The 19,398-nt window shown below is 63.2% G+C and carries 15 protein-coding genes and 1 tRNA gene; 5 read left to right on the top strand and 11 right to left on the bottom strand.

Features of this window, described 5'->3' with window-relative positions:
• Positions 1-379 precede the first annotated feature (379 nt).
• Positions 380-456 (bottom strand) — tRNA-Pro (locus NP945_RS05030).
• Positions 457-656: 200 nt separating this feature from the next.
• On the opposite strand from NP945_RS05030, the gene NP945_RS05025 reads away from it, so the two are divergent.
• Both NP945_RS05025 and NP945_RS05020 read left to right on the top strand, forming a co-directional pair.
• Positions 657-2,177, top strand: a complete 1,521-nt coding sequence (locus NP945_RS05025; protein WP_256745728.1) for a phosphomannomutase/phosphoglucomutase — start codon at positions 657-659, stop codon at positions 2,175-2,177.
• 11 nt (positions 2,178-2,188) lie between these two features.
• Positions 2,189-4,429 (top strand): mannose-1-phosphate guanylyltransferase/mannose-6-phosphate isomerase, encoded by a 2,241-nt coding sequence (locus NP945_RS05020; protein WP_256745727.1) that lies wholly within the window; start codon positions 2,189-2,191, stop codon positions 4,427-4,429.
• Between the two features lie 8 nt (positions 4,430-4,437).
• Here NP945_RS05020 and betB read toward each other — a convergent pair whose 3' ends face one another.
• Genes betB through betI form a run of 5 tightly spaced genes read right to left on the bottom strand, consistent with a single transcriptional unit; the run spans position 4,438 to position 10,720 of the window.
• Positions 4,438-5,901, bottom strand: coding sequence for a betaine-aldehyde dehydrogenase (gene betB, locus NP945_RS05015; protein ID WP_127327173.1), 1,464 nt, complete (start codon positions 5,899-5,901; stop codon positions 4,438-4,440).
• Positions 5,902-5,957: 56 nt separating this feature from the next.
• Entirely contained in the window at positions 5,958-7,610 is a 1,653-nt protein-coding gene (gene betA, locus NP945_RS05010) for a choline dehydrogenase (RefSeq protein ID WP_256745726.1), read from the bottom strand.
• Positions 7,603-8,604 carry a threonine/serine dehydratase gene (locus NP945_RS05005; RefSeq protein ID WP_256745725.1) on the bottom strand — a complete coding sequence of 334 codons (1,002 nt, stop codon included), beginning with the start codon at positions 8,602-8,604 and terminating at the stop codon, positions 7,603-7,605. The genes betA and NP945_RS05005 overlap by 8 nt, the downstream gene beginning before the upstream one ends.
• The gene (betC, locus tag NP945_RS05000; RefSeq protein WP_256745724.1) at positions 8,604-10,133 is read right to left on the bottom strand and encodes a choline-sulfatase; all 1,530 of its coding nucleotides are present in this window, start codon (positions 10,131-10,133) and stop codon (positions 8,604-8,606) included. Before betC ends, NP945_RS05005 begins: the two co-directional genes overlap by 1 nt.
• Entirely contained in the window at positions 10,130-10,720 is a 591-nt protein-coding gene (gene betI / locus NP945_RS04995) for a transcriptional regulator BetI (protein WP_256745723.1), read from the bottom strand. The genes betC and betI overlap by 4 nt, the downstream gene beginning before the upstream one ends.
• 203 nt (positions 10,721-10,923) lie before the next feature.
• Between betI and NP945_RS04990 the strand changes: the two genes are divergently transcribed.
• Together NP945_RS04990 and NP945_RS04985 are read left to right on the top strand one after the other, a co-directional pair.
• A complete protein-coding gene (locus NP945_RS04990) occupies positions 10,924-12,090 on the top strand; it encodes an acetyl-CoA acetyltransferase (RefSeq protein WP_256745722.1) in 1,167 nt (388 codons plus the stop codon).
• 25 nt (positions 12,091-12,115) lie between these two features.
• The gene (locus NP945_RS04985; RefSeq protein WP_256745721.1) at positions 12,116-13,120 is read left to right on the top strand and encodes an asparaginase; all 1,005 of its coding nucleotides are present in this window, start codon (positions 12,116-12,118) and stop codon (positions 13,118-13,120) included.
• Here the strand turns inward: NP945_RS04985 and NP945_RS04980 are convergent.
• Positions 13,113-14,489 carry a TIGR03808 family TAT-translocated repetitive protein gene (locus NP945_RS04980; RefSeq protein WP_256745720.1) on the bottom strand — a complete coding sequence of 459 codons (1,377 nt, stop codon included), beginning with the start codon at positions 14,487-14,489 and terminating at the stop codon, positions 13,113-13,115. The genes NP945_RS04985 and NP945_RS04980 overlap by 8 nt on opposite strands.
• 120 nt (positions 14,490-14,609) lie before the next feature.
• On the opposite strand from NP945_RS04980, the gene greA reads away from it, so the two are divergent.
• On the top strand, positions 14,610-15,083 hold the full coding sequence (greA, locus tag NP945_RS04975) for a transcription elongation factor GreA (RefSeq protein ID WP_256745719.1): 474 nt from the start codon (positions 14,610-14,612) through the stop codon (positions 15,081-15,083).
• On the opposite strand, the gene NP945_RS04970 is transcribed toward greA, so the two are convergent.
• From NP945_RS04970 to NP945_RS04955, 4 genes are all read right to left on the bottom strand, one after another.
• A complete protein-coding gene (locus NP945_RS04970; RefSeq protein WP_127269972.1) occupies positions 15,080-15,469 on the bottom strand; it encodes a type II toxin-antitoxin system death-on-curing family toxin in 390 nt (129 codons plus the stop codon). The genes greA and NP945_RS04970 overlap by 4 nt on opposite strands.
• Positions 15,466-15,687, bottom strand: a complete 222-nt coding sequence (locus NP945_RS04965; RefSeq protein WP_127269970.1) for an AbrB/MazE/SpoVT family DNA-binding domain-containing protein — start codon at positions 15,685-15,687, stop codon at positions 15,466-15,468. The genes NP945_RS04970 and NP945_RS04965 overlap by 4 nt, the downstream gene beginning before the upstream one ends.
• A gap of 70 nt (positions 15,688-15,757) precedes the next feature.
• On the bottom strand, positions 15,758-17,881 hold the full coding sequence (scpA, locus tag NP945_RS04960; protein WP_256745718.1) for a methylmalonyl-CoA mutase: 2,124 nt from the start codon (positions 17,879-17,881) through the stop codon (positions 15,758-15,760).
• On the bottom strand, positions 17,878-19,320 hold the full coding sequence (locus NP945_RS04955; protein WP_256745717.1) for a methylmalonyl-CoA mutase subunit beta: 1,443 nt from the start codon (positions 19,318-19,320) through the stop codon (positions 17,878-17,880). Before NP945_RS04955 ends, scpA begins: the two co-directional genes overlap by 4 nt.
• Positions 19,321-19,398 lie beyond the last annotated feature (78 nt).

Below are 19,398 nucleotides of genomic sequence, written 5' to 3'. Positions count from 1 at the left end.
GGCTGGTCGGCCCGCGTTCTCCGCCAGAGGCGCGGGCTTCCCCAGGCAACAGGAGAGAGATCATGAACAACATCATTTGGCTCGTTGGAGCTGTAGTCATCGTGATAGCGATCTTGAGCTTTTTTGGCCTCCGCTGAGCGGAAACGCGCGTATCCGTCAGGATCTTTCCAGAATCTGTCCGCGAGCGCACGCATGAAAGCATCAGGCGGCCGGTTGGACCGTCTGGTTACTGTCCAGTGCAACAGGCATCGCTGTCGGCCGAGTCACAGAGGCACGGCGAATAGAAATTCGCCCATCCGACTGACGGGGGACGCGAGTAGTCTCGCTTGAGGGGCAGGTGGAGCGCCGAAGTCGGGATGCGCTAACTCTTTGTTTTCTCTGGTCGGAGTGGCAGGATTTGAACCTGCGACCCCCTCGTCCCGAACGAGGTGCGCTACCAGGCTGCGCTACACTCCGTGACCAGACCGCGGGCTTATAGCCGCCACACTTGGTTCCTGCAAGCGGCACGGCGGCACTTCTGTCGCATTTCGTCGGCTTTCGTCGAGCATTGCCCGAAAGGCCCGGATTCCCTTCCGGAATAAACGTGGCCTAAAGCCTTGTGTGCTAAGCCGCAGCCCTCGACAATTCGTAATTTCTGCCATTCGGAGTTTCCAGTCTTGTCTTTCAGCATCGTTGGCGACGCCCGGCCCAACAGTTTCGAATTCGAAACCGAAGCGCTGATCAAGCCATCCGGCTTTCGCGAATATGATGCGCGCTGGTGGTTCGGCCATCCCGGCTCCGCGCAACGACCGGAACTCAATCTGATCGGCGTCCAGGCGCTCGGCATGGGGCTTGGTACGCTGATCCGCCGTCTCGGCGCCGGTCCCGATATCGTCACCGGGCATGATTTCCGCTCCTATTCGCTGTCGATCAAACTGGCCCTGGTGTCCGGTTTGATGGCCGCAGGCGCACGGGTGAGGGACATCGGACTGGCGTTGTCGCCGATGGCGTATTTCGCCCAGTTCGCTTTGGATACGCCCTCGGTCGCCATGGTCACCGCTTCGCACAACGAAAATGGCTGGACTGGCGTCAAGATGGGTGCTGCGCGGCCGCTGACCTTCGGCCCGGAAGAGATGAGCGCGCTGAAGGCGATCGTGCTGGCAGGTGATTTCGATCTCGTCGGCGGCGGCTCCTACGATTTCATCCGCGACTTTCGCGCGACCTATCTCGACGATCTGACCCGCGACAAGCGCATCGCCCGAAAGCTGAAAGTGGTCGCAGCCTGCGGCAATGGCACCGCCGGCGCCTTCGCGCCGCGGGCGTTGCAGCGCATCGGCTGCGAGGTCATCGCGCTCGACGTCGAGCTCGACCATACATTTCCGCGCTACAATCCCAATCCCGAGGACATGCGGATGCTGCATGCCATCCGGGACAAGGTGCTGGCATCAGGCGCCGACATCGGCCTTGGCTTCGACGGCGATGGCGACCGCTGCGGCGTCGTCGACAATGAAGGCAATGAAATTTTTGCCGACAAGGTCGGTGTGATGCTGGCAAGGGATATTTCCAGCCAGCATCCCAACTCGACCTTCGTCGTCGACGTCAAATCGACCGGCCTGTTCCATACCGACGCAATGCTGCGCGCCAATGGCGCCGTCACTGACTATTGGAAAACCGGCCATTCCTACATCAAGCGCCGCGTCGCCGAACTCGGTGCTGTCGCCGGTTTCGAAAAGTCGGGTCATTTCTTTTTCAATCCGCCGATCGGGCGCGGATATGACGACGGGCTGGTCACTGCCATCGCCATCTGCCAAATGCTGGATCGCAGCCTGGGCAATTCGATGGCCGATCTTTATCGCGCCCTGCCGCTGACCTTCGGCACGCCGACCATGTCGCCTCACTGCGCGGACGACGTGAAGTATGGCGTTGTCGAGCGGGTGGTTGCCGACTTTCAGGTCATGAAGCGGGATGGAATGGTTTTCGCTGGCCAGAAGATCGCAGACCTCATCACCGTCAACGGCGTGCGCGTCGTCGCCGACGACGGCACCTGGGGGCTGGTGCGCGCCTCATCGAACAAACCGGAACTGGTCGTGGTGGTCGAAAGCCCGGTGTCGTCGCAGCGTCGACGGGAGATGTTCGAGGCTGTCGACGCCGTGCTGCGCCGCAGCCCCGAGGTGGGCGCCTACAACCAGACCTTTTGAATGGTAGTTGAATGACCGAGCGGATTGTCAGTTTTGTCATGAGCGGCGGCGTCGGCTCGAGGTTGTGGCCGCTGTCGCGCGAGGACAACCCCAAGCAGTTCCACGATCTGTCCGGCGATGGCTCGATGCTGGCCAAGACCTTGCGTCGGCTGACGGCCCGGCCGGAAGGCGAAACGCCGATCTTCCTGATCGCCGCGGAGCGCCATGCTGATCGCGTTCACGCCGATCTTGCTGGTCTCGACCTCGCCGGCGGCGGTCCGCTGTTCGAGCCGACCGGGCGCAACACAGCCGCCGCCGTCGCACTGGCGACGCTGCGCACGCTGTCCGAATTCGGTGACAGCCTGGTGCTGGTGGTGCCGTCGGATCATGAGATATCGACCCCGCGCCAATTCTGGCAGAGCGTCGAAGCCGGCACCGAGGCAGCGCGTAGTGGACGACTGGTGGTGTTCGGCATCAAGCCGACACAGCCCGAGACCGGCTACGGCTATATCGAGGTCGCGGCCGAAAGCGGCGGCACCTTCGATGTGTCGCGCTTCGTCGAAAAGCCGGATATTGAGACTGCGCAAAGCTATCTCAAGGCCGGAAATTTCTACTGGAACACCGGTATCTTCCTGTTTCGCGCCGTCGCCATGCGTGATGCCTTCATAGCGTTCCAGCCGGATATCTGGCTGGCCACCGAAGCAGCTTACAGGGCAGCGACATCGGATCTGTCCGGCCTTTACATGCCGCTAGAACTCTACGCCGCCATTCCGTCGAACTCGATCGACTACGCCATCATGGAGCGGGCAAAAGACATCGCCATGGTGCCGGCCGGCTTCCGCTGGAACGATCTCGGCTCCTGGCAGTCGCTGCTCGATGTCGGCCCCGCCGACGACCGGGGCAATGTCATCATCGGCGATGTCGTCGCTATCGATTGCGAGAATTCCTACATTCGCAGTGATGGCCGCCTGCTGTCGGCGATCGGCATGAAGGACATCGCCATCGTTTCGACATCGGATGCCACCTTCGTCGCCCCGGTCAGCCACAGCCAGCACGTCAAGAAGATCGTCGAGCAGCTCGAAAAATCGGGTCGCCTGGAAACCAGGTTCACGCCGGCGCATGACCGCGTCATCGAAAGCGGTGCCTGGCGCCGGCGCGTGCATCACTGGCTGTTTCAGGAGACCTTGCCGCTGTGGTCGACATCGGGGGTCGACGAACGCCATGGCGGCTTTCACGAAGCGCTCGGCCTGGACGCCTCGCCGCTGATGAAGCCCAAGCGCATGCGCACCATGGCAAGGCAGGTCTATGCTTTCGCCGTCGCCCGAGCGCGCGGCTGGGACGGTCCGGCCGACCGGCTGATCAACCACGGCATCGCCTTCATGGCCGGCAAGGGCCGCACCGACAAGGGCGGCTGGGTTCGCACGCTGAATGTCGACGGCTCGGTCGCCGACGCCACCGAGGATGCCTACGATCATTCCTGCGTGCTCCTGGCGCTCGCGCATGCGCATATGTCTGGCAATCCAGACGCCTTGCGCCTCGGCGAGGAAACCTTCGCCTTTCTCGATGCGCATCTCGAAGACAGCCGCATGACCGGCTTCCTCGAGACATCGGACGGCAAAGGCGAGCGCCGCTCCAACCCGCATATGCATCTGCTCGAGGCCTTCCTCGCTTGGCATCAGGCGACTGGCGAGCGCGCCCATCTGCGCCGCGCAGCGCGCATCATCGACCTCTTCCGAAGTCATTTCTTCGATCCGGAAAGCTGGACGCTTGGCGAGTATTTCGATGCCGAATGGAAGCCATCCGCAGGAGAGAAAGGGTCATGGACCGAGCCTGGCCACCATTTCGAGTGGGCCTCGCTGCTGGTCGATTTCGCTGGACGCAGCGGCCAGGCCGAATTGAGCGGCTTTGCCAGAAAACTTTACGCGTCGGCCACTGCCAATGGCCTCAACCGCGCCACCGGCCTTGCCTATGGCGCCGTCTCGCGGCAGGGCCTGCCGCTCGACCTGATATCACGCAGCTGGCCGCAGGCCGAAGCGGTGAAGGCGGCTATCGCGCTGGATGGTTCGGGCGGGCCGGACCTGAAGCCCGAGATCGAAGCGCGCGTCGGCCGGCTGTTTCGCTGGCACATCGACCCGGCGCCGCTCGGCCTGTGGATCGACCGCATCGACGAGCGCGGCCGCTCACTGGCATCGGACGTGCCGGCCAGCATCTTCTATCATCTGGTCTGTGCGCTGACCCAGTATCTGGACAGCACGGCCGACCCGAAGGCGTAGAGGGTTGATCAATACGGGCTCGCCACGTCGCCCGTCTCGACATAGATCGACTTCAGCTGCGAATAGAGTGCCAGCGCCGCCAATGAATTCTCACGTCCGATGCCCGACTGTTTGAAGCCGCCGAACGGGATTTCGACCGGCGTCAGATTGTAAGCGTTGATCCAGCAGGTGCCGGCTTGCAGCTCGGCAATGACGCGGTGGGCGCGCGGCAGGTCGCGCGTGAAGACGCCGGCGGCAAGGCCGAACTCGGTGTCGTTGGCGCGGTCGATCACCTCGTCCTCACCGTCGAATTTCAGCACGCTCATGACAGGCCCGAAAATCTCCTCGCGGGCGATGCGCATTGTGTCGGTGACGCCGGTGAACACCGTTGGCTCGACAAAGAATCCGCCCTGGAAACCCTGCAGCGAAGGCACGTTGCCGCCACAGGCAAGCGTTGCTCCGTCCTGCTTGCCGATCTCGATATAGCCCACTACCTTGTCGTGCTGCGCCTTGGAAACCAGCGGCCCCATCTGGGTTTCGGGGTCGAGCGGGTCGCCGATGCGGATTTTCTTGGTCCGCTCGATCAGACGCTCGACGAAGCGGTCGTGAATGCCGCTCTGCACGAAGACGCGCGTGCCGTTGGAACAGATCTGCCCGGTCGAATAGAAATTGCCGAGCATGGCGCCGCCAATGGCGTTCTCGATGTCGGCATCGTCGAACACGATCAGCGGCGACTTGCCGCCGAGTTCCATCGTCGCGTGCTTCATCTTCGAGCCGGCCAGCGACAGCACCTTGCGGCCGGTCGGCACCGAGCCGGTCACCGAGACCTTGGCGACGACATCGTGGCCGACAAGCCCGGCGCCGACATCGCCATAGCCTTGCACTACGTTGAACAGGCCGTCAGGCAGCCCGGCCTCGCTGTAGATCTCGGCCAGTGCGAGTGCTGAAAGCGGCGTGTTTTCCGATGGCTTGAACACCATGGCGTTGCCCATGGCGAGCGCCGGTGCCGATTTCCAGCCGGCGATCTGGATCGGGTAGTTCCAGGCGCCAATGCCGACACAGACGCCGAGCGCTTCGCGCCTTGTGTAGGCGAAGGGTCCGCCGAGATCGACCGACTCGCCATTGTAGGCGGCAACCGCACCGCCGAAATATTCAAGGCAGTCCGCTGCCGATGGGGCGTCCGCCACCAGCGTTTCCTGGATCGCCTTGCCTGTATCCAGTGTCTCGATGCGGGCGAGGTCGGCGTTGCGGGCGCGCAATATGTCGGCGGCGCGGCGCAGGATGCGCCCGCGCTCGACCGGCTTCAGCCGCGCCCAGGCGGGCTGCGCCGCCCGCGCCGCCTCGACGGCGAGTTCCAGCACGTTCGGCGTCGCCGAACGCAGCATGGCGATGGTCTCACCGGTTGCCGGATAGATGACCGGCAGCGGCGCGCCGCCTTCGTCCTCGATGTAGCGTCCGTTGACATAGTGAGATGCCGTGGGCTGGGCGCGCATGGGAGGTCTCCAAATCGTCTTCGCGGCATGCATGATCGTGCAGTCACGATCATGCTCTATCTGTCCGACGCCTGCCAGCGCGGATTGATCCATGGTTCCTGGTTGGACGGCGCCAGCGGCGTCCGGCCAAGGATGTGATCGGAAGCCTTCTCCCCGGTCATGATCGATGGCGCATTGAGATTGCCGTTGGTGACGCGCGGGAAGATCGACGAATCGGCGACCCGCAAGCCTTCGATGCCGATGACCCGGCATTCCGGATCGACGACGCTCATCATGTCGTCGGCGCGGCCCATCTTGCAGGTGCCGCAAGGATGGTAGGCGCTCTCGGCATGATCGCGGATGAAGATGTCGAGCTCGTCGTCCGACTGCATGTGGCTGCCCGGAGAGATTTCCTTGCCCCGATAGGGGTCGAACGCCGACTGCCCGAAGATCTCGCGCGTCAGCCTGATGCAGTGGCGGAACTCCTCCCAATCGTCTGGATGCGACATGTAGTTGAAGCGGATCACCGGGTTGGATTTCGGGTCCGGCGAACGCAGCGTCACCGAACCGCGCGACTTCGAGCGCATCGGTCCGACATGCGCCTGGAAGCCGTGCAATTTCGCAGCCGCCTTGCCATCATAGCGGACTGCCGCCGGGATGAAATGGTACTGGATATCGGGGTAGTCGACGCCGGCGCGCGAGCGCACGAAGGCTGCCGCTTCGAAGTGGTTGGTGGCGCCAAGCCCGGTCTTGAGGAACAGCCACTGCGCTCCGATGAGTGCTTTCGAGAACGGGTTCAGCACCGAATTGAGCGTGATCGGCAGCAATGATTCCTGCTGGATGTAGAGCTCCATATGATCCTGCAGATTGCGGCCGACACCGGGCCGGTCGGCCACCACCGGAATGCCGTTTTCGCGCAAATGCTCGGCCGGGCCGATGCCGGACAGCATCAGTATCTTGGGCGAATTGATCGACGATGCGGCGACGATCACCTCACGTCGCGCCTTAACGACCTGAATCTGTTTGTGAGCTTCGATCTCGACGCCGACGGCGCGTTGATTCTCGATGATCACGCGCCGCGCAAAGCCCTTGACCAGACTCACATTTTTGCGCTTCAGCGCCGGCTTCAGATAGGCTGATGCCGCCGACCAGCGGCGGCCGCCGCTGATGGTCTGCTCCATCGGCCCAAACCCTTCCTGCTTGGAACCATTGTAGTCGTCGGTCAGTTCGAACCCGGCCTGGCGACCAGCCTCGACAAAGGCGCCATAGAGCGGATTTTTACGCGAGCCGCGCTGCACATGCAGCGGCCCGCCGTGGCCGCGCCAGCCATCCTCGCCGCCGTCCGAATCTTCCATACGCTTGAAATAGGGGAGCACGTCGGCGAAGCCCCAGCCGGCCGCACCCTCTTCGGCCCAATGGTCGAAATCGCGGGCGTGGCCGCGCACATAGACCATGCCGTTGATCGAGGACGAGCCACCGATAACCTTGCCGCGCGGTGTCGCCAGCACACGGCCGCCGAGATGCGGTTCCGGCTCGCTGGCAAAACCCCAGTCGTAGAGGCTCATGTTGAGTGGGATCGACAGCGCCGACGGCATCTGGATCAGCGGCCCGATATCGCTGCCGCCGAATTCGATGACGATGACCGAATGCTTGCCGTCTTCCGACAGGCGATAGGCCATGGCCGAGCCGGCCGAGCCGGAGCCGATGATGACGAAATCCGCTTCAAGCATGGTTCATATGCGCCATGAAATCGGCGAGCGAGACATTGCCGCCGGTAGCCACAACAAGGGCGGTCTTGCCCCTCACATCCACCTTGCCGCCGAGCAGTGCGGCGAGCGAGGCGGCCCCCGAGGGCTCGAGCACCAGCTTCATGCGCTCGAAGGCGATCCGCATGGCGCTGCGCACCGATTGGTCGTCGACGGTGATGCCGCGAACACCGGCGGTCTTGACTGCCGCGAAAGGCGCGTCGCCCGGCTGTCGCGACATCAGCCCGTCGCAGATCGACTTCGGCCCGATCGGCATCGTCTCGATGCTGCCATGTGCCAGCGACGAGCCCAAGCCGTTGAAACCTTCAGGTTCGACGCCGATGATCTCAGTGGCGGGCGACAGATAGTGGAAGGCGAGCGAAACGCCGCCGATCAGCCCACCGCCACCGACCGAGCAGAACAAAAGATCGGCGCTGGCGCCTTTGGCTTCGAGTTGGTCAAGCGCTTCGAGGCCGGCGCCCGCCTGGCCGGCAACGATCTCCGGATCGTCAAATGGATGCAGCAGGGCCAAGCCTTCGGTCTCGGCGATCTCGCGTGCCTTGGCGGCGGCGACTTCCTCACGCGCGCGTTCGCCATGGTCGGTCAGCACGACGCGGGCGCCATAGCCGGCCGTAGCATCACGCTTGGCGGTCGGTGCGTCGATCGGCATGACGATGGTGACGGGAATGCCGAGCGCCTGGCCGGCAGCCGCCAGCCCTTGCGCGAAATTGCCGGAGGAGTAGGCGACGACGCCTTTCCTGGCCTCTTCAGTGGAAAGCTGCTTCAGGCGCCAATAGGCGCCGCGCACCTTGAACGATCCGGCCCATTGCAGCGATTCCGGCTTGATGAAGACGCGGGCCGCACCCGTCTCGCGGGCCAGTGCCGCCGATTCCAGCAGCGGTGTGATCTGCGTCGCCCTGGAGGTGACGGCATAGGCCTGCTTGAGGTGGTCGAGGGAGGGGACGAGAAGGTCTGACATCATTCGCCTCGCGGATACCTTTTGCTCTCTTCGAGATTGTCGAGGTTCATGTGATTGCGCATGTAGCGCTCGGACGCTTTTTGCAGCGGCTGGAAATCCCAGGGGTAATAGGCGCCGTTGCGCAGCGCCGGATAGACGACCCAGCGGCGCGCCTGGCTTTCGCGGACAGCGGCGTCGAAGCCGGCCATGTCCCAGCGCGACTGGACCTTGTCCATGAATGCCGCCACCAGGCCCGCATTGGCCGCGTCATCGACCAGATTGTCCCGTTCGAGCGGATCGGCTTCGAGATCGAACAGTTGCGGCGGATCGAGTTCGCAATGGACGAATTTGTATCTGCCGTTGCGGATCGCCACCAAGGGCGCGTTGGACCCTTCGGCCGCATATTCCATCAGCACCGGCGCGGTGCGCTCAAACCCCTTGGTGAGCGGCAGCAGCGACTGGCCGTCGGTCCACGGCGCGATTGCAGCGATGTCGATGCCGGCGAGGTCGCAAAGCGTCGGCGCCACGTCAAGATTGGAAACCGGCGTCTCGATCAGCCCGGCGTGAACGCCCTTGCCGGCAATCATCAGCGGCACCCGCGCCGAGCCCTCGAAGAAGCTCATCTTGAACCATAGGCCGCGCTCGCCGAGCATGTCGCCGTGGTCCGAGCAGAACAGGATGATTGTGTCGTCGGCCATGCGGGTGCGCTCGAGAACATCCAGGATCTCGCCCAGCTTGTCGTCGACATAGGAGATGTTGGCGAAATAGCCCTGCCGCGAACGACGCACCTGTTCCGGCGTGATCTCGAAGGAAGGATAGTCGCTGGCGTGGTACAGCCGCCGGGAATGCGCATCCTGCTCGTCATGCGCGATGAACCCGGTTTCCGGATCCAGCGCCTGGCAATGCTCATAGAGATCCCAATACTGCTTGCGCGCGACATAGGGATCATGCGGGTGCGACAGCGAGACGGTGAGGCACCATGGCCGATGGCTCGCATCGTCCTGTTCGCGCGAAAGCTGATAGAGCTTCTGTGTGGCTAGGAACACGACCTCGTCGTCATACTCCATCTGGTTGGTGATCTCGGCAACGCCGGCGCCGGTCACCGAGCCCAGATTGTGATACCACCAGTCGATACGCTCGCCGGGCTTGCGGTAGTCCGGCGTCCAGCCGAAATCGGCAGGGTAGATGTCGGTCGTCAGCCGTTCCTCGAAACCGTGCAACTGGTCCGGCCCGACGAAATGCATCTTGCCCGACAGGCAGGTGTAGTAGCCGGCAGCGCGCAGATGATGGGCGAAGGTCGGGATCGACGAGGCGAATTCGGCGGCATTGTCGTAGACGCCGGTGCGCGACGGCAATTGCCCGCTCATGAACGAGGCACGGCCTGGTGCGCAGAGCGGCGAGGCCGTGTAGTTGTTGGCAAAGCGCGCCGAACGCGCAGCCAACGCTTTCAGATGCGGTGTGTGCAGAAAATCCGCCGGGCCGTCCGGAAACAAGGTTCCGTTGAGCTGGTCGACCATGACGATCAGAAAATTGGGTCGCTTCGTTGTCACTGCTTGCGCCGCTCGCCGAGTTTTGTTTCGAGATAGTCCTCGACCAGCGCGATTGCGGTCGCGGCATCAGGCACGCCGTCTTTCAGCGCCCGCCTGATGTAGAGCCCGTCGATCATCGCCGCGGTCGCTTCGGCGGCGCGGTCGGCCTCGGCCCTGGGCAGGATGCCGACAAGCCCGCTCATCAGGTTCGAGTGCAGCCGCCGCGCATAGACCCTGAGCAGCCGGCGCAAGGCCGATGATTTCTGCGCCTCGACATAGAAGGCGAGCCAGGCGGCGATGGTTTCCGGCTGGAACTGGATGTCGGAGAAGTTGACGGCGACCACCACCGAAACGCGCTGGCGCGCGGTACCAGCCGATTGAAGGGCGCGTCGCATGTCGATGGTCAGTTCGGCCAGGATGTGCCGCATCGTCGCCAGCAACAACTCGTCCTTGGCGCCGAAATAGTGATGGGCAAGAGCCGACGAAACCCCGGCGCGTCCGGCGATCTCGGACATGGTGACGTCGAGCGAGCCGCGCTCGCCGATCGCCGAGATCGTCGCGTCGATCAGCGCCTTGCGGCGCAGCGGTTCCATTCCGACTTTCGGCATCTCGCGATGATCCTTTGAGAAAACAGGATTATTTTTTATTGACGCGTCAATCAACAAAAAAATCGACCGCGATCTTGGCTGTACCAAGCGATTGTCCGCCTCCCGCCCTTCACGAAGTGGGCAGGATTGTTTATATTTGAACAATAAAGGCGAAATGCGCCGTGAGCCCACATGTTAGGCTGGCGCCAAGGATGGAGACCGCCATGACCGCATGCATCGTTGGCTGGGCGCATTCGCGCTTCGGCAAGCTCGAGGGCGAAACGCTCGAAAATCTGATCGTCAAGGTGGCAACCGACGCGCTCGACCATGCCGGCATCGGTCCCGACGAGGTCGACGAGATCGTGCTCGGACATTTCAACGCCGGCTTTTCGGCGCAGGATTTTACCGCCAGCCTGGTGCTTCAGGCCGACGACCGGCTGCGCTTCAAGCCGGCGACGCGCGTCGAGAACGCTTGCGCCACCGGATCGGCCGCGGTCCGTCAGGGCATCCGCGCCATCGACGCCAATGCCGCCCGCATCGTGCTGGTGGTCGGCGCCGAGCAGATGACGACGACGCCGGGGCCGGAGATCGGCAAGAACCTGCTCAAGGCGTCCTATCTGCCCGAGGACGGCGAGACACCGGCGGGTTTCGCCGGCGTCTTCGGCAAGATCGCGCAGGCCTATTTTCAGCGCTACGGCGACCAGTCGGATGCACTGGCCATGATTGCCGCCAAGAACCACAAGAACGGCGTCGACAACCCCTATGCACAGATGCGCAAGGATTTCGGCTACGAGTTCTGCCGCCAGGAGAGCGAGAAGAACCCGTTAGTTGCCGGCCCACTGAAGCGCACCGACTGCTCGCTGGTCTCCGACGGCGCCGCCGCCCTTATCCTTGCCGACACCGCCACGGCGCTGAAGATGCGCCGTGCCGTTGCCTTCCGCGCCAACGAGCATGTGCAGGATTTCCTGCCGATGTCGAAGCGCGACATCCTAACCTTCGAAGGGTGCGAACAGGCCTGGAACCGGGCGTTGAAATCAGCCGGCGTGACGCTCGACGATCTGTCCTTCGTCGAGACGCATGACTGCTTCACCATTGCCGAACTGATCGAATATGAGGCGATGGGTCTTGCCAAGCCGGGAGAGGGGGCCAAGCTGGCGCTGGACGGCACAACGGCCAGGGATGGCCGCCTGCCGGTCAATCCCTCCGGTGGGCTGAAGGCCAAGGGCCATCCGATCGGCGCCACGGGCGTGTCGATGCATGTCTTGACCGCCATGCAGCTTGTCGGCGAGGCCGGCGGCATCCAGGTGCCGGGCGCCAAGCTTGGCGGCATCTTCAATATGGGCGGTGCCGCGGTCGCCAACTACGTTTCCATTCTCGACCGGATCAGGTAAACCGCCCGCATTTACGGGAGGGTTCATGACAAATCCGGTTCTGATCGAAGTGTTGCGCGGCGTGATCGTCGAGAGCGCGCATCGCGGCTCGGTCGCGGTCTTCGATGGCGATGGCAAGCCCGTCTGGGAGATCGGCGACACAGCCAAGCCGGTGTTTCCGCGCTCGGCGGTCAAGGCGATCCAGGCACTGCCGCTGGTCGAAAGCGGTGCGGCCGATGCCTATGGCTTCGGCAACCGCGAACTGGCGCTCGCCTGCGCCTCCCACTCGGGCGAGCCGGCCCATGTCGACCTTGCGCGATCCATGCTGGCCAAGGCCGGGCTGGACGGATCAGCGCTCGAATGCGGCACGCATTGGCCGTCCAATCATGAAGCCGAGATTGCGCTCGCCCGCGCCGGCGGTTCACCGAACGCGTTGCACAACAACTGTTCCGGCAAGCATTCCGGCTTCCTCTGCACCTGCGTCCACGCCGGCATTGCGCATCGTGGCTATGTCAAGTCGGGACATGGCTTGCAGGAGCTGGTGCGCGACGCCATGCAATCGGTGACGGGCGCTGTTCATGGTGAGGACCAGCGGGCCATCGATGGCTGTTCGATCCCAACCTATGCGGTGCCACTCAGGAGCTTTGCGATCGGCTTTGCCCGCATGGCCACGACATCAGGTTTTGGCCCAGAGCGAGCCAAGGCCGCGAGGCGGCTACTTTCCGCCTGCATGGCCGAGCCCTTCTTCGTTGCCGGCAGCGGCCGCGAAGACGTCGCACTGATGGAGGCCGCACCAGGGCGGATTTTCACGAAGGGCGGCGCCGAAGGCGTCCATTGTGCGGCAATTCCGGAGCTTGGTCTCGGCATCGCGCTCAAATGCGATGATGGCGCCGGCCGTGCCGGCGGAGCCATGATTGCCGCCGTCCTCGCCAAACTGTTGCGCGCCGACGAGGCATTGGCGTTCAAGCTGAGCGAACTGGCAAACACGCCCATCGAAAACCGCAACGGTGTCAAGGTCGGGGCGCTGAGGCTGACGGCAGCCCTCAACTGACGTGATTGCGCTCGACGGTCAGATGCGCATAGCCGGTATCGTTTGACGAGGCGAGGTCGCCCGTTGCGGGCTCGGCCCAGCGCTGGCCGACAACCGCACCGTTGAGCGCGCCGTCGATGATATTGTCTGAAATGACCGCCGTGCCGGCACCCTCGACCACGGACACGACGATACCGGTTCCGGCCTTGCGGATGATGTTGCCCGTAGCGACGACATTGCGCAGGTAGGGACCCCAGCCGATCTGCATGCCATAAAGCGGCGCGTTCTCGATGACGTTGTTGGAAACGGTGGTGTCGGCCTCAACGCCGATGCCGACGCCAAATCCCTGCGAGTCGGCGGGGTAGGGACCGCTGGTCGACAGATTGCGCACGATGTTGCCGGAGCAGACGCCCATGCGGCCGCCTTCGTTGAAATTGACGATCGAGATGCCGTTGGCGGCGCCGTCGACGATGTTGTTGCTGATGATGGCGCCTTCGAACGAGAACTCGGAATAGACCGCCGTTTCGCCCGAGCGCGAGCAGGTGTTACCCGATATCTGCAGGTTGCTGGCGCTGTTGGCGCGGATCGCCGAGAAGGCGCAGTCCGAGACGATGTTGCCCGAGATGACGACATTGCCGGCGCGAAAGGCATTGATGCCGTTGCCGTTCTGCCCGGTTCCGCCGCTGCGTGCCTGGATCCGTTGGACGCGGTTGCCGGTGACCATGGTGGCGTCTTCGGCCACCTGCCAGCGGTGCACGAGGATGCCGCCATTGGCGCAATCGGAGACGGTGTTGCCCGTAATGGACAGCCCGCCAGCCTCGACCGAGTAAATGCCGGCATCGGCGGCGCCCGATATCTCGCTGCGCTCGATCCGGCCGATCGCGTGTTCCAGCGCCAGTCCGTTCTTGCCGCTGCCGGTGATCTGACAATTGTCGATGGCGAGGTGCGCGATACGGCGCAGATCGAGCAGCCCTTGCGTGTAACCGCCCATCGTGCGGTTCGAACCATCAAAGACCAGACCGCTGAGTTCGATATGGTCAGCCTGTTCGGCCATGAAAAGGTGGCCGTCACCGCCGTAAACGACGCGCGTCGCGCCCGGCACCCCGGAAAGACGTACGCGGCCGGGCAGCGAGAGATTGGAGACGACATAAGTGCCGGGCGGCAGGAACACCGGCATATCGCGGGCATTGGCGTCACGCAGCAGCTTGGCGAAGGCCTTGCTCTGATCGTCTGATGTGCCGGGCTGCACGCCGAGTTCTGTGGCATTGATCGAGCCGCGCATCGAGGCTTTCTCGATGCCGCTCAAGCTTGCGGCCACCGCCTTGCCGAGCGCAAGGCCCATGACGGCAAAGCCGGCGGTCCCGGTCAGCAGCGTTCGCCTGTTCAACATCGGCACAGAATCCCAGCGTTCAAGCCTGATATCGCAGGAATCGTGCCAGCCGTTATGTCTCTCCCACCGAGGCCGCTACGATGGCTTGTCGGGCAGCCTCCGCGGGCCTAAGTTCAGGGGATGAGCAGAGCTTTCACGCGCGAGGAAGACAGCGAAAACGCCATTGCCGGTGTCGGTGAACGGCCAGTCAGTCACCATCGCAATCTGGTGACGGAACGCGGCCTGGCGCAGATTGAGGACAATCTTGCCGATCTGCGCGATATCTTGGCGAAGGCCGAACGGAAAGCCGACCGCGAGCGCATCGCGGTCGTGTCGCGCGACCTGCGCTATTGGACCGCCCGGCGTGAAAGCGCCGAACTCTCCGTACCGGAGCCGGGCAGTAACCTTGTGCGCTTCGGCATGGGCGTCACGATCGAGAGCAATGACGGCAGGAAGGTGCACTGGAAGATCGTCGGCGAGGACGAGGCAGATCCGGCCAAGGGCACGATTTCCCATGTGTCACCGATGGCTGTCGCCCTGTTCGGCAAGAAGGTCGGCGACTTGGCCAGCGTCAACGGCAAGGAATGGGAAATCGTCAAGCTCTCCGAGAGCTAATCCTCGATCTTGACGACATGGTCGCGGAAGAACGCCGCGGCTCCGGCTTCATCGATCTCGCCTGAAGCAACGGCCATGACGAATTCGTAGAGCGTGCCGTTGTCGGCTGTCAGGACATGGCCGTTCACGATCAAAAATGCACCGGCTGCAACTATGGCCGTGCGCTTGTTGCCGTCGACAAAGGCATGATTTCTTGCGATGCCGAAGACATAGGCGGCTGCTAGGTCTTCAACCGAAGGGTTTTCGTAGTTGGCCTTGTTCTCGGCACGCGCGAGCGCAGATTCGAGAGCATTTTCATCTCTCAAACCTTGAGCACCGCCATGCCTGCGCAACTGCTCGGCATGCATCGCTTCAACCGCACGCCGGGTAAGGAACTCCCAGCTCATTCGGCGAGCTTCTGAAGCGCGACCTTGTATTTGTCCATGACCTTGCGAGCAGCTTCCATCTGCCGCTCGAAACTGTCGTCCATCGGCTCAAGGGCAATGCCCTTGTCCGTTTCGACGATCTGGAGCTGATCACCTGTCTTCATGTTCAGACGATCGAGCAGATCCTTGGGCAGGATCACACCTTCCGAATTGCCGATCTTGCGAATGGTCGTGTTCATGACAGATATCCTGTTGCAACGCCGATTATAACTCGACCGGCGAGAAGTTGCAACAGATATTATAACAAGCCTAGCGGACCGCCAGCAGCCGGTCCAGCAGCCGATCCGCCGCCTCCGGAATAACAGTTCCCGGCGGGAAGATTTCCGCCGCGCCGGCTTGCAGCACGGCATCATAGTCCTGCGGTGGAATGACGCCGCCGGCGACGATCAGCATGTCGCCGCGGCCGAGCTTTTTCAGCGCGTCGCGCAGTTCGGGGATCAGCGTCAGATGTCCCGCCGCCAGCGACGAGGCGCCGACGATGTGGGCGTCCTGTTGAACCGCTAGTCTCGCGATCTCCTCCGGTGTCTGGAACATCGCGCCGACGGTGACGTCGAAGCCGAGATCGGCGAAGGCCGTGGCGATGACCTTCTGGCCGCGGTCGTGGCCGTCCTGTCCCATCTTGGCGACCAGGATGCGCGGCTTGCCGCCGGTCTTCTTCTCGAAGGCGTCAAGCTTGTCCTGCAGACCGTCGACCACGGGATGATCGCCAAGCGCCTTCCGATAGACCCCGGAAATGGTCTGTACCGTGGCGACGTGGCGCCCAAACGCCCTTTCCAACGCGAATGAAATCTCGCCGACCGTGGCATTGGCGCGCGCGGCTCGGATGGCGAATTCCAGCAGGTTTTCATTGCCTTGCGCGGCACGGGTCAGCTCATCGAGCGCGCTTTCGACGGCGGCGACGTCGCGCGTGCCCTTCAGCCGTTGCAGCTTCGACAATTGCCGCGCCCGGACCTCGGCATTGTCGATCTTCAGCACGTCGACCTCGATGTCGGTCTCGGGCCGATGGGCGTTGACGCCGACCAGCATCTGCTCGCCGGAATCGATCCGCGCCTGCGTGCGCGCGGCGGCTTCCTCGATGCGCAGCTTGGGAATGCCCTGTTCGGTCGCCGCCGCCATGCCGCCGAGCGCCTCGACCTCCTCGATATGGGCAAGAGCGCGCGCCGCCAGATCATGCGTCAGCCGCTCGAGATAGGCGGAGCCACCCCACGGATCGATGACGCGCGTGGTGCCGGATTCCTTTTGGAGGATGAGCTGGGTGTTGCGGGCGATCCGCGCCGAGTGGTCGGTCGGCAGCGCCATCGCCTCGTCGAAGGAATTGGTGTGCAGCGACTGGGTGTGGCCCTGCGTTGCAGCCATTGCCTCGATCATGGTGCGGACAATGTTGTTGTAGGGATCCTGCGCTGTCAGCGACCAGCCAGAAGTCTGGCAATGGGTGCGCAGCGACAGCGAGCGCTCGTCCTTGGGCGAAAAATTCTTCTGCATCAGGGTCGCCCACAACAGGCGCGCGGCCCGCAGCTTGGCGACTTCCATGAAGAAATTCATGCCGATGGCCCAGAAGAAGGACAGGCGAGGCGCAAAGCGGTCGATGTCGAGGCCCGCCGCGACGCCGGCGCGGGCATATTCGATGCCATCGGCGATCGTGTAGGCGAGCTCAAGGTCGGCCGTCGCGCCGGCCTCCTGCATGTGATAGCCGGAGATCGATATCGAATTGAACTTCGGCATGTTCTTCGATGTGTATGAGAAGATGTCCGACACGATCCGCATCGAAGGTTTTGGCGGATAGATGTAGGTGTTGCGGACCATGAACTCCTTCAAAATGTCGTTCTGAATGGTCCCGGCGAGATCCCTCTGTGCAACGCCCTGTTCTTCCGCGGCGACGATGTAAAGCGCCATGATCGGCAGCACCGCGCCGTTCATCGTCATCGATACCGTCATCTCGTCGAGCGGAATGCCGTCGAAGAGCTGCCGCATGTCGAGGATGGAATCGATGGCGACGCCCGCCATGCCAACATCGCCGGCAACGCGCGGGTGGTCGCTGTCATAGCCGCGATGCGTGGCGAGATCGAAGGCGACCGACAGCCCCTTCTGGCCGGCGGCAAGGTTGCGTCGGTAAAAGGCGTTGGAATCTTCGGCGGTCGAGAAACCGGCATATTGCCGGATCGTCCAGGGCTGCTGGACATACATGGTCGGGTAGGGGCCGCGCACGAAGGGTGGCAGGCCGGGATAGGTGTCGAGATGCGGCAACCCTTTGAGATCGCTTTGATTGTACAGATGCTTGGCAATGAGCCCTTCCGGCGTGGTCCGCTGGCCTTTGACCTCGACAGGCGTGCGGCGTGGTGGGACCCAGCCGATCTGGCCGAAGTCCGGGATCAAGAGCCGGCTCCGATCGATTGGTCGATGCGGACTGGAAACAGCGGCTCGCAGACGGCAACGCCTTCGGTGAAGGCCGGCCGCCGTTCCGCCGCCAGCGTCTCGACCGGACGTTCGTCCTTCGATGGATAGAGCGTGGTGCCGATGATGGCCCGTTGGCCTGTGCGGTAGGCTGCATTGCGCTGCTCCGCCGCTGCGTGGACGCGCTTCTGGATGTGCCCGTCCTGAAGGCTGGACAGGATACCGCCCTCGGCTTCGATCGTCTGCAACTCCGCCCAGGCCAGTTCGCACAATTCCGCGGTCAGCGCCTCCACAGCGCCGGAACCATAGGCGGGATCGGTGACATGATCGATATGGCTTTCATTGGCCATGATCAGCTGCGTGTTGCGGGCAACACGACGGGCAAAACCCGCCGGCAGACCGTGCGCGATCGTGTGCGGCAGGATGGAGATCGAATCGGCGCCGCCGCACGCCGCGGCAAAGCATGCAATGGTGGTGCGCAGGATGTTGGTCTCCGGGTCCATCGCCGTCATCATGCGAAACGACGTCTCGGCATGGATACTGGCCGTGGATGTCGGGATCGAACAAGCCTCCTGCACCCGCGCCCAGAGCCTGCGCAGCGCCCGCATCTTGGCTATCGACAGCAACTGGTCCTGGTCGACGCTGAGTGCAAAACCGATATGAGGTGCGGCATAGACAAGCGGCTGCCGCGCCGTCTCGAACATTCTGAGGTAGGAGACAGCCGAAGCCAGCATGATGCCAAGTTCCTGCGCTTCCGTGGCGCCGGCATTGTGGAACACGCGCCCGTCAGCTTCCAGCAGCACGCCCGGAACGCCCATCGCGAAGAAATGCGCCAGCGACTGCGGCATGGAGGCCCGCAGCGCCTCGATCGACATGCGCAGCCGACCGGTTCCCGCGAAGATCGCTGCTGGATCGATGCCGAAGGAGAGGTTGAGTTTTGCCGGGTCCGACCGCCGCTTGCTCAGGAAAGCGACCAGCCAGTCGGCCACGGCGCGGCTCCAGGGATGGGCGTCGATGCGAACCTGGATGCGGTTGAGCGGTATGCCGTCCAGCACCGCCTCCAACGCCTCCGCCGTTCTCGGCAAGCCGTATCCGAACGCGTTCGGCGCCCCCTCGAAGACCAGCGACAATCCCGTGGCACCCTGTGCCACATCCTCCAGCGCTTGGCTTTTGGCGCGGTTGGTGTCGGGATCGTCGACTCGCTGGCTGACGATCCATGGCGATTTCGGGTTTGCGCGTACGATCGGTTCCGCCGCGGTGCTGCGGTCGTAGAGCGGTTCGATACGGATGTTGTCGTCGCTGTGCGAGACCAGCCTTTCCTCGAAGGAAGCGCCTGCCAAAGCCTTTTCCGCCAATGCGAGCCATCGCTGGCGCTCAATGTTTTCGGGTTCCACGTCCTGGATCAAGGCTCCGGCGCCCATCCGTCCTCCTCGTTTCATGCGGCCGCACCGGCCGGGAGCGGTTCAGTCTACGGTCCCCGGTCCGATATCGCAATGCAA

Source organism: Mesorhizobium sp. LMG17149 (assembly GCF_024518695.1).
Taxonomy (GTDB): Bacteria; Pseudomonadota; Alphaproteobacteria; order Rhizobiales; family Rhizobiaceae; genus Mesorhizobium.
Note: the sequence above shows the minus strand (reverse complement) of the source record. Positions and strands in the feature narration are given on the sequence as shown.

What these genes read in the sequence shown, in the direction of transcription:
- NP945_RS04970 (WP_127269972.1), bottom strand. Translation starts at nt 15,469, where the DNA reads ATGAGCTGGGAGTTCCTTACCCGGCGTGCGGTTGAAGCGATGCATGCC.
- betA (WP_256745726.1), bottom strand. Translation starts at nt 7,610, where the DNA reads ATGCTTGAAGCGGATTTCGTCATCATCGGCTCCGGCTCGGCCGGCTCG.
- betI (WP_256745723.1), bottom strand. Translation starts at nt 10,720, where the DNA reads ATGCCGAAAGTCGGAATGGAACCGCTGCGCCGCAAGGCGCTGATCGAC.
- NP945_RS05005 (WP_256745725.1), bottom strand. Translation starts at nt 8,604, where the DNA reads ATGTCAGACCTTCTCGTCCCCTCCCTCGACCACCTCAAGCAGGCCTAT.
- NP945_RS04990 (WP_256745722.1), top strand. Translation starts at nt 10,924, where the DNA reads ATGACCGCATGCATCGTTGGCTGGGCGCATTCGCGCTTCGGCAAGCTC.
- NP945_RS04965 (WP_127269970.1), bottom strand. Translation starts at nt 15,687, where the DNA reads ATGAACACGACCATTCGCAAGATCGGCAATTCGGAAGGTGTGATCCTG.
- NP945_RS05020 (WP_256745727.1), top strand. Translation starts at nt 2,189, where the DNA reads ATGACCGAGCGGATTGTCAGTTTTGTCATGAGCGGCGGCGTCGGCTCG.
- NP945_RS04980 (WP_256745720.1), bottom strand. Translation starts at nt 14,489, where the DNA reads ATGTTGAACAGGCGAACGCTGCTGACCGGGACCGCCGGCTTTGCCGTC.
- NP945_RS04985 (WP_256745721.1), top strand. Translation starts at nt 12,116, where the DNA reads ATGACAAATCCGGTTCTGATCGAAGTGTTGCGCGGCGTGATCGTCGAG.
- NP945_RS04955 (WP_256745717.1), bottom strand. Translation starts at nt 19,320, where the DNA reads ATGGGCGCCGGAGCCTTGATCCAGGACGTGGAACCCGAAAACATTGAG.
- greA (WP_256745719.1), top strand. Translation starts at nt 14,610, where the DNA reads ATGAGCAGAGCTTTCACGCGCGAGGAAGACAGCGAAAACGCCATTGCC.
- betB (WP_127327173.1), bottom strand. Translation starts at nt 5,901, where the DNA reads ATGCGCGCCCAGCCCACGGCATCTCACTATGTCAACGGACGCTACATC.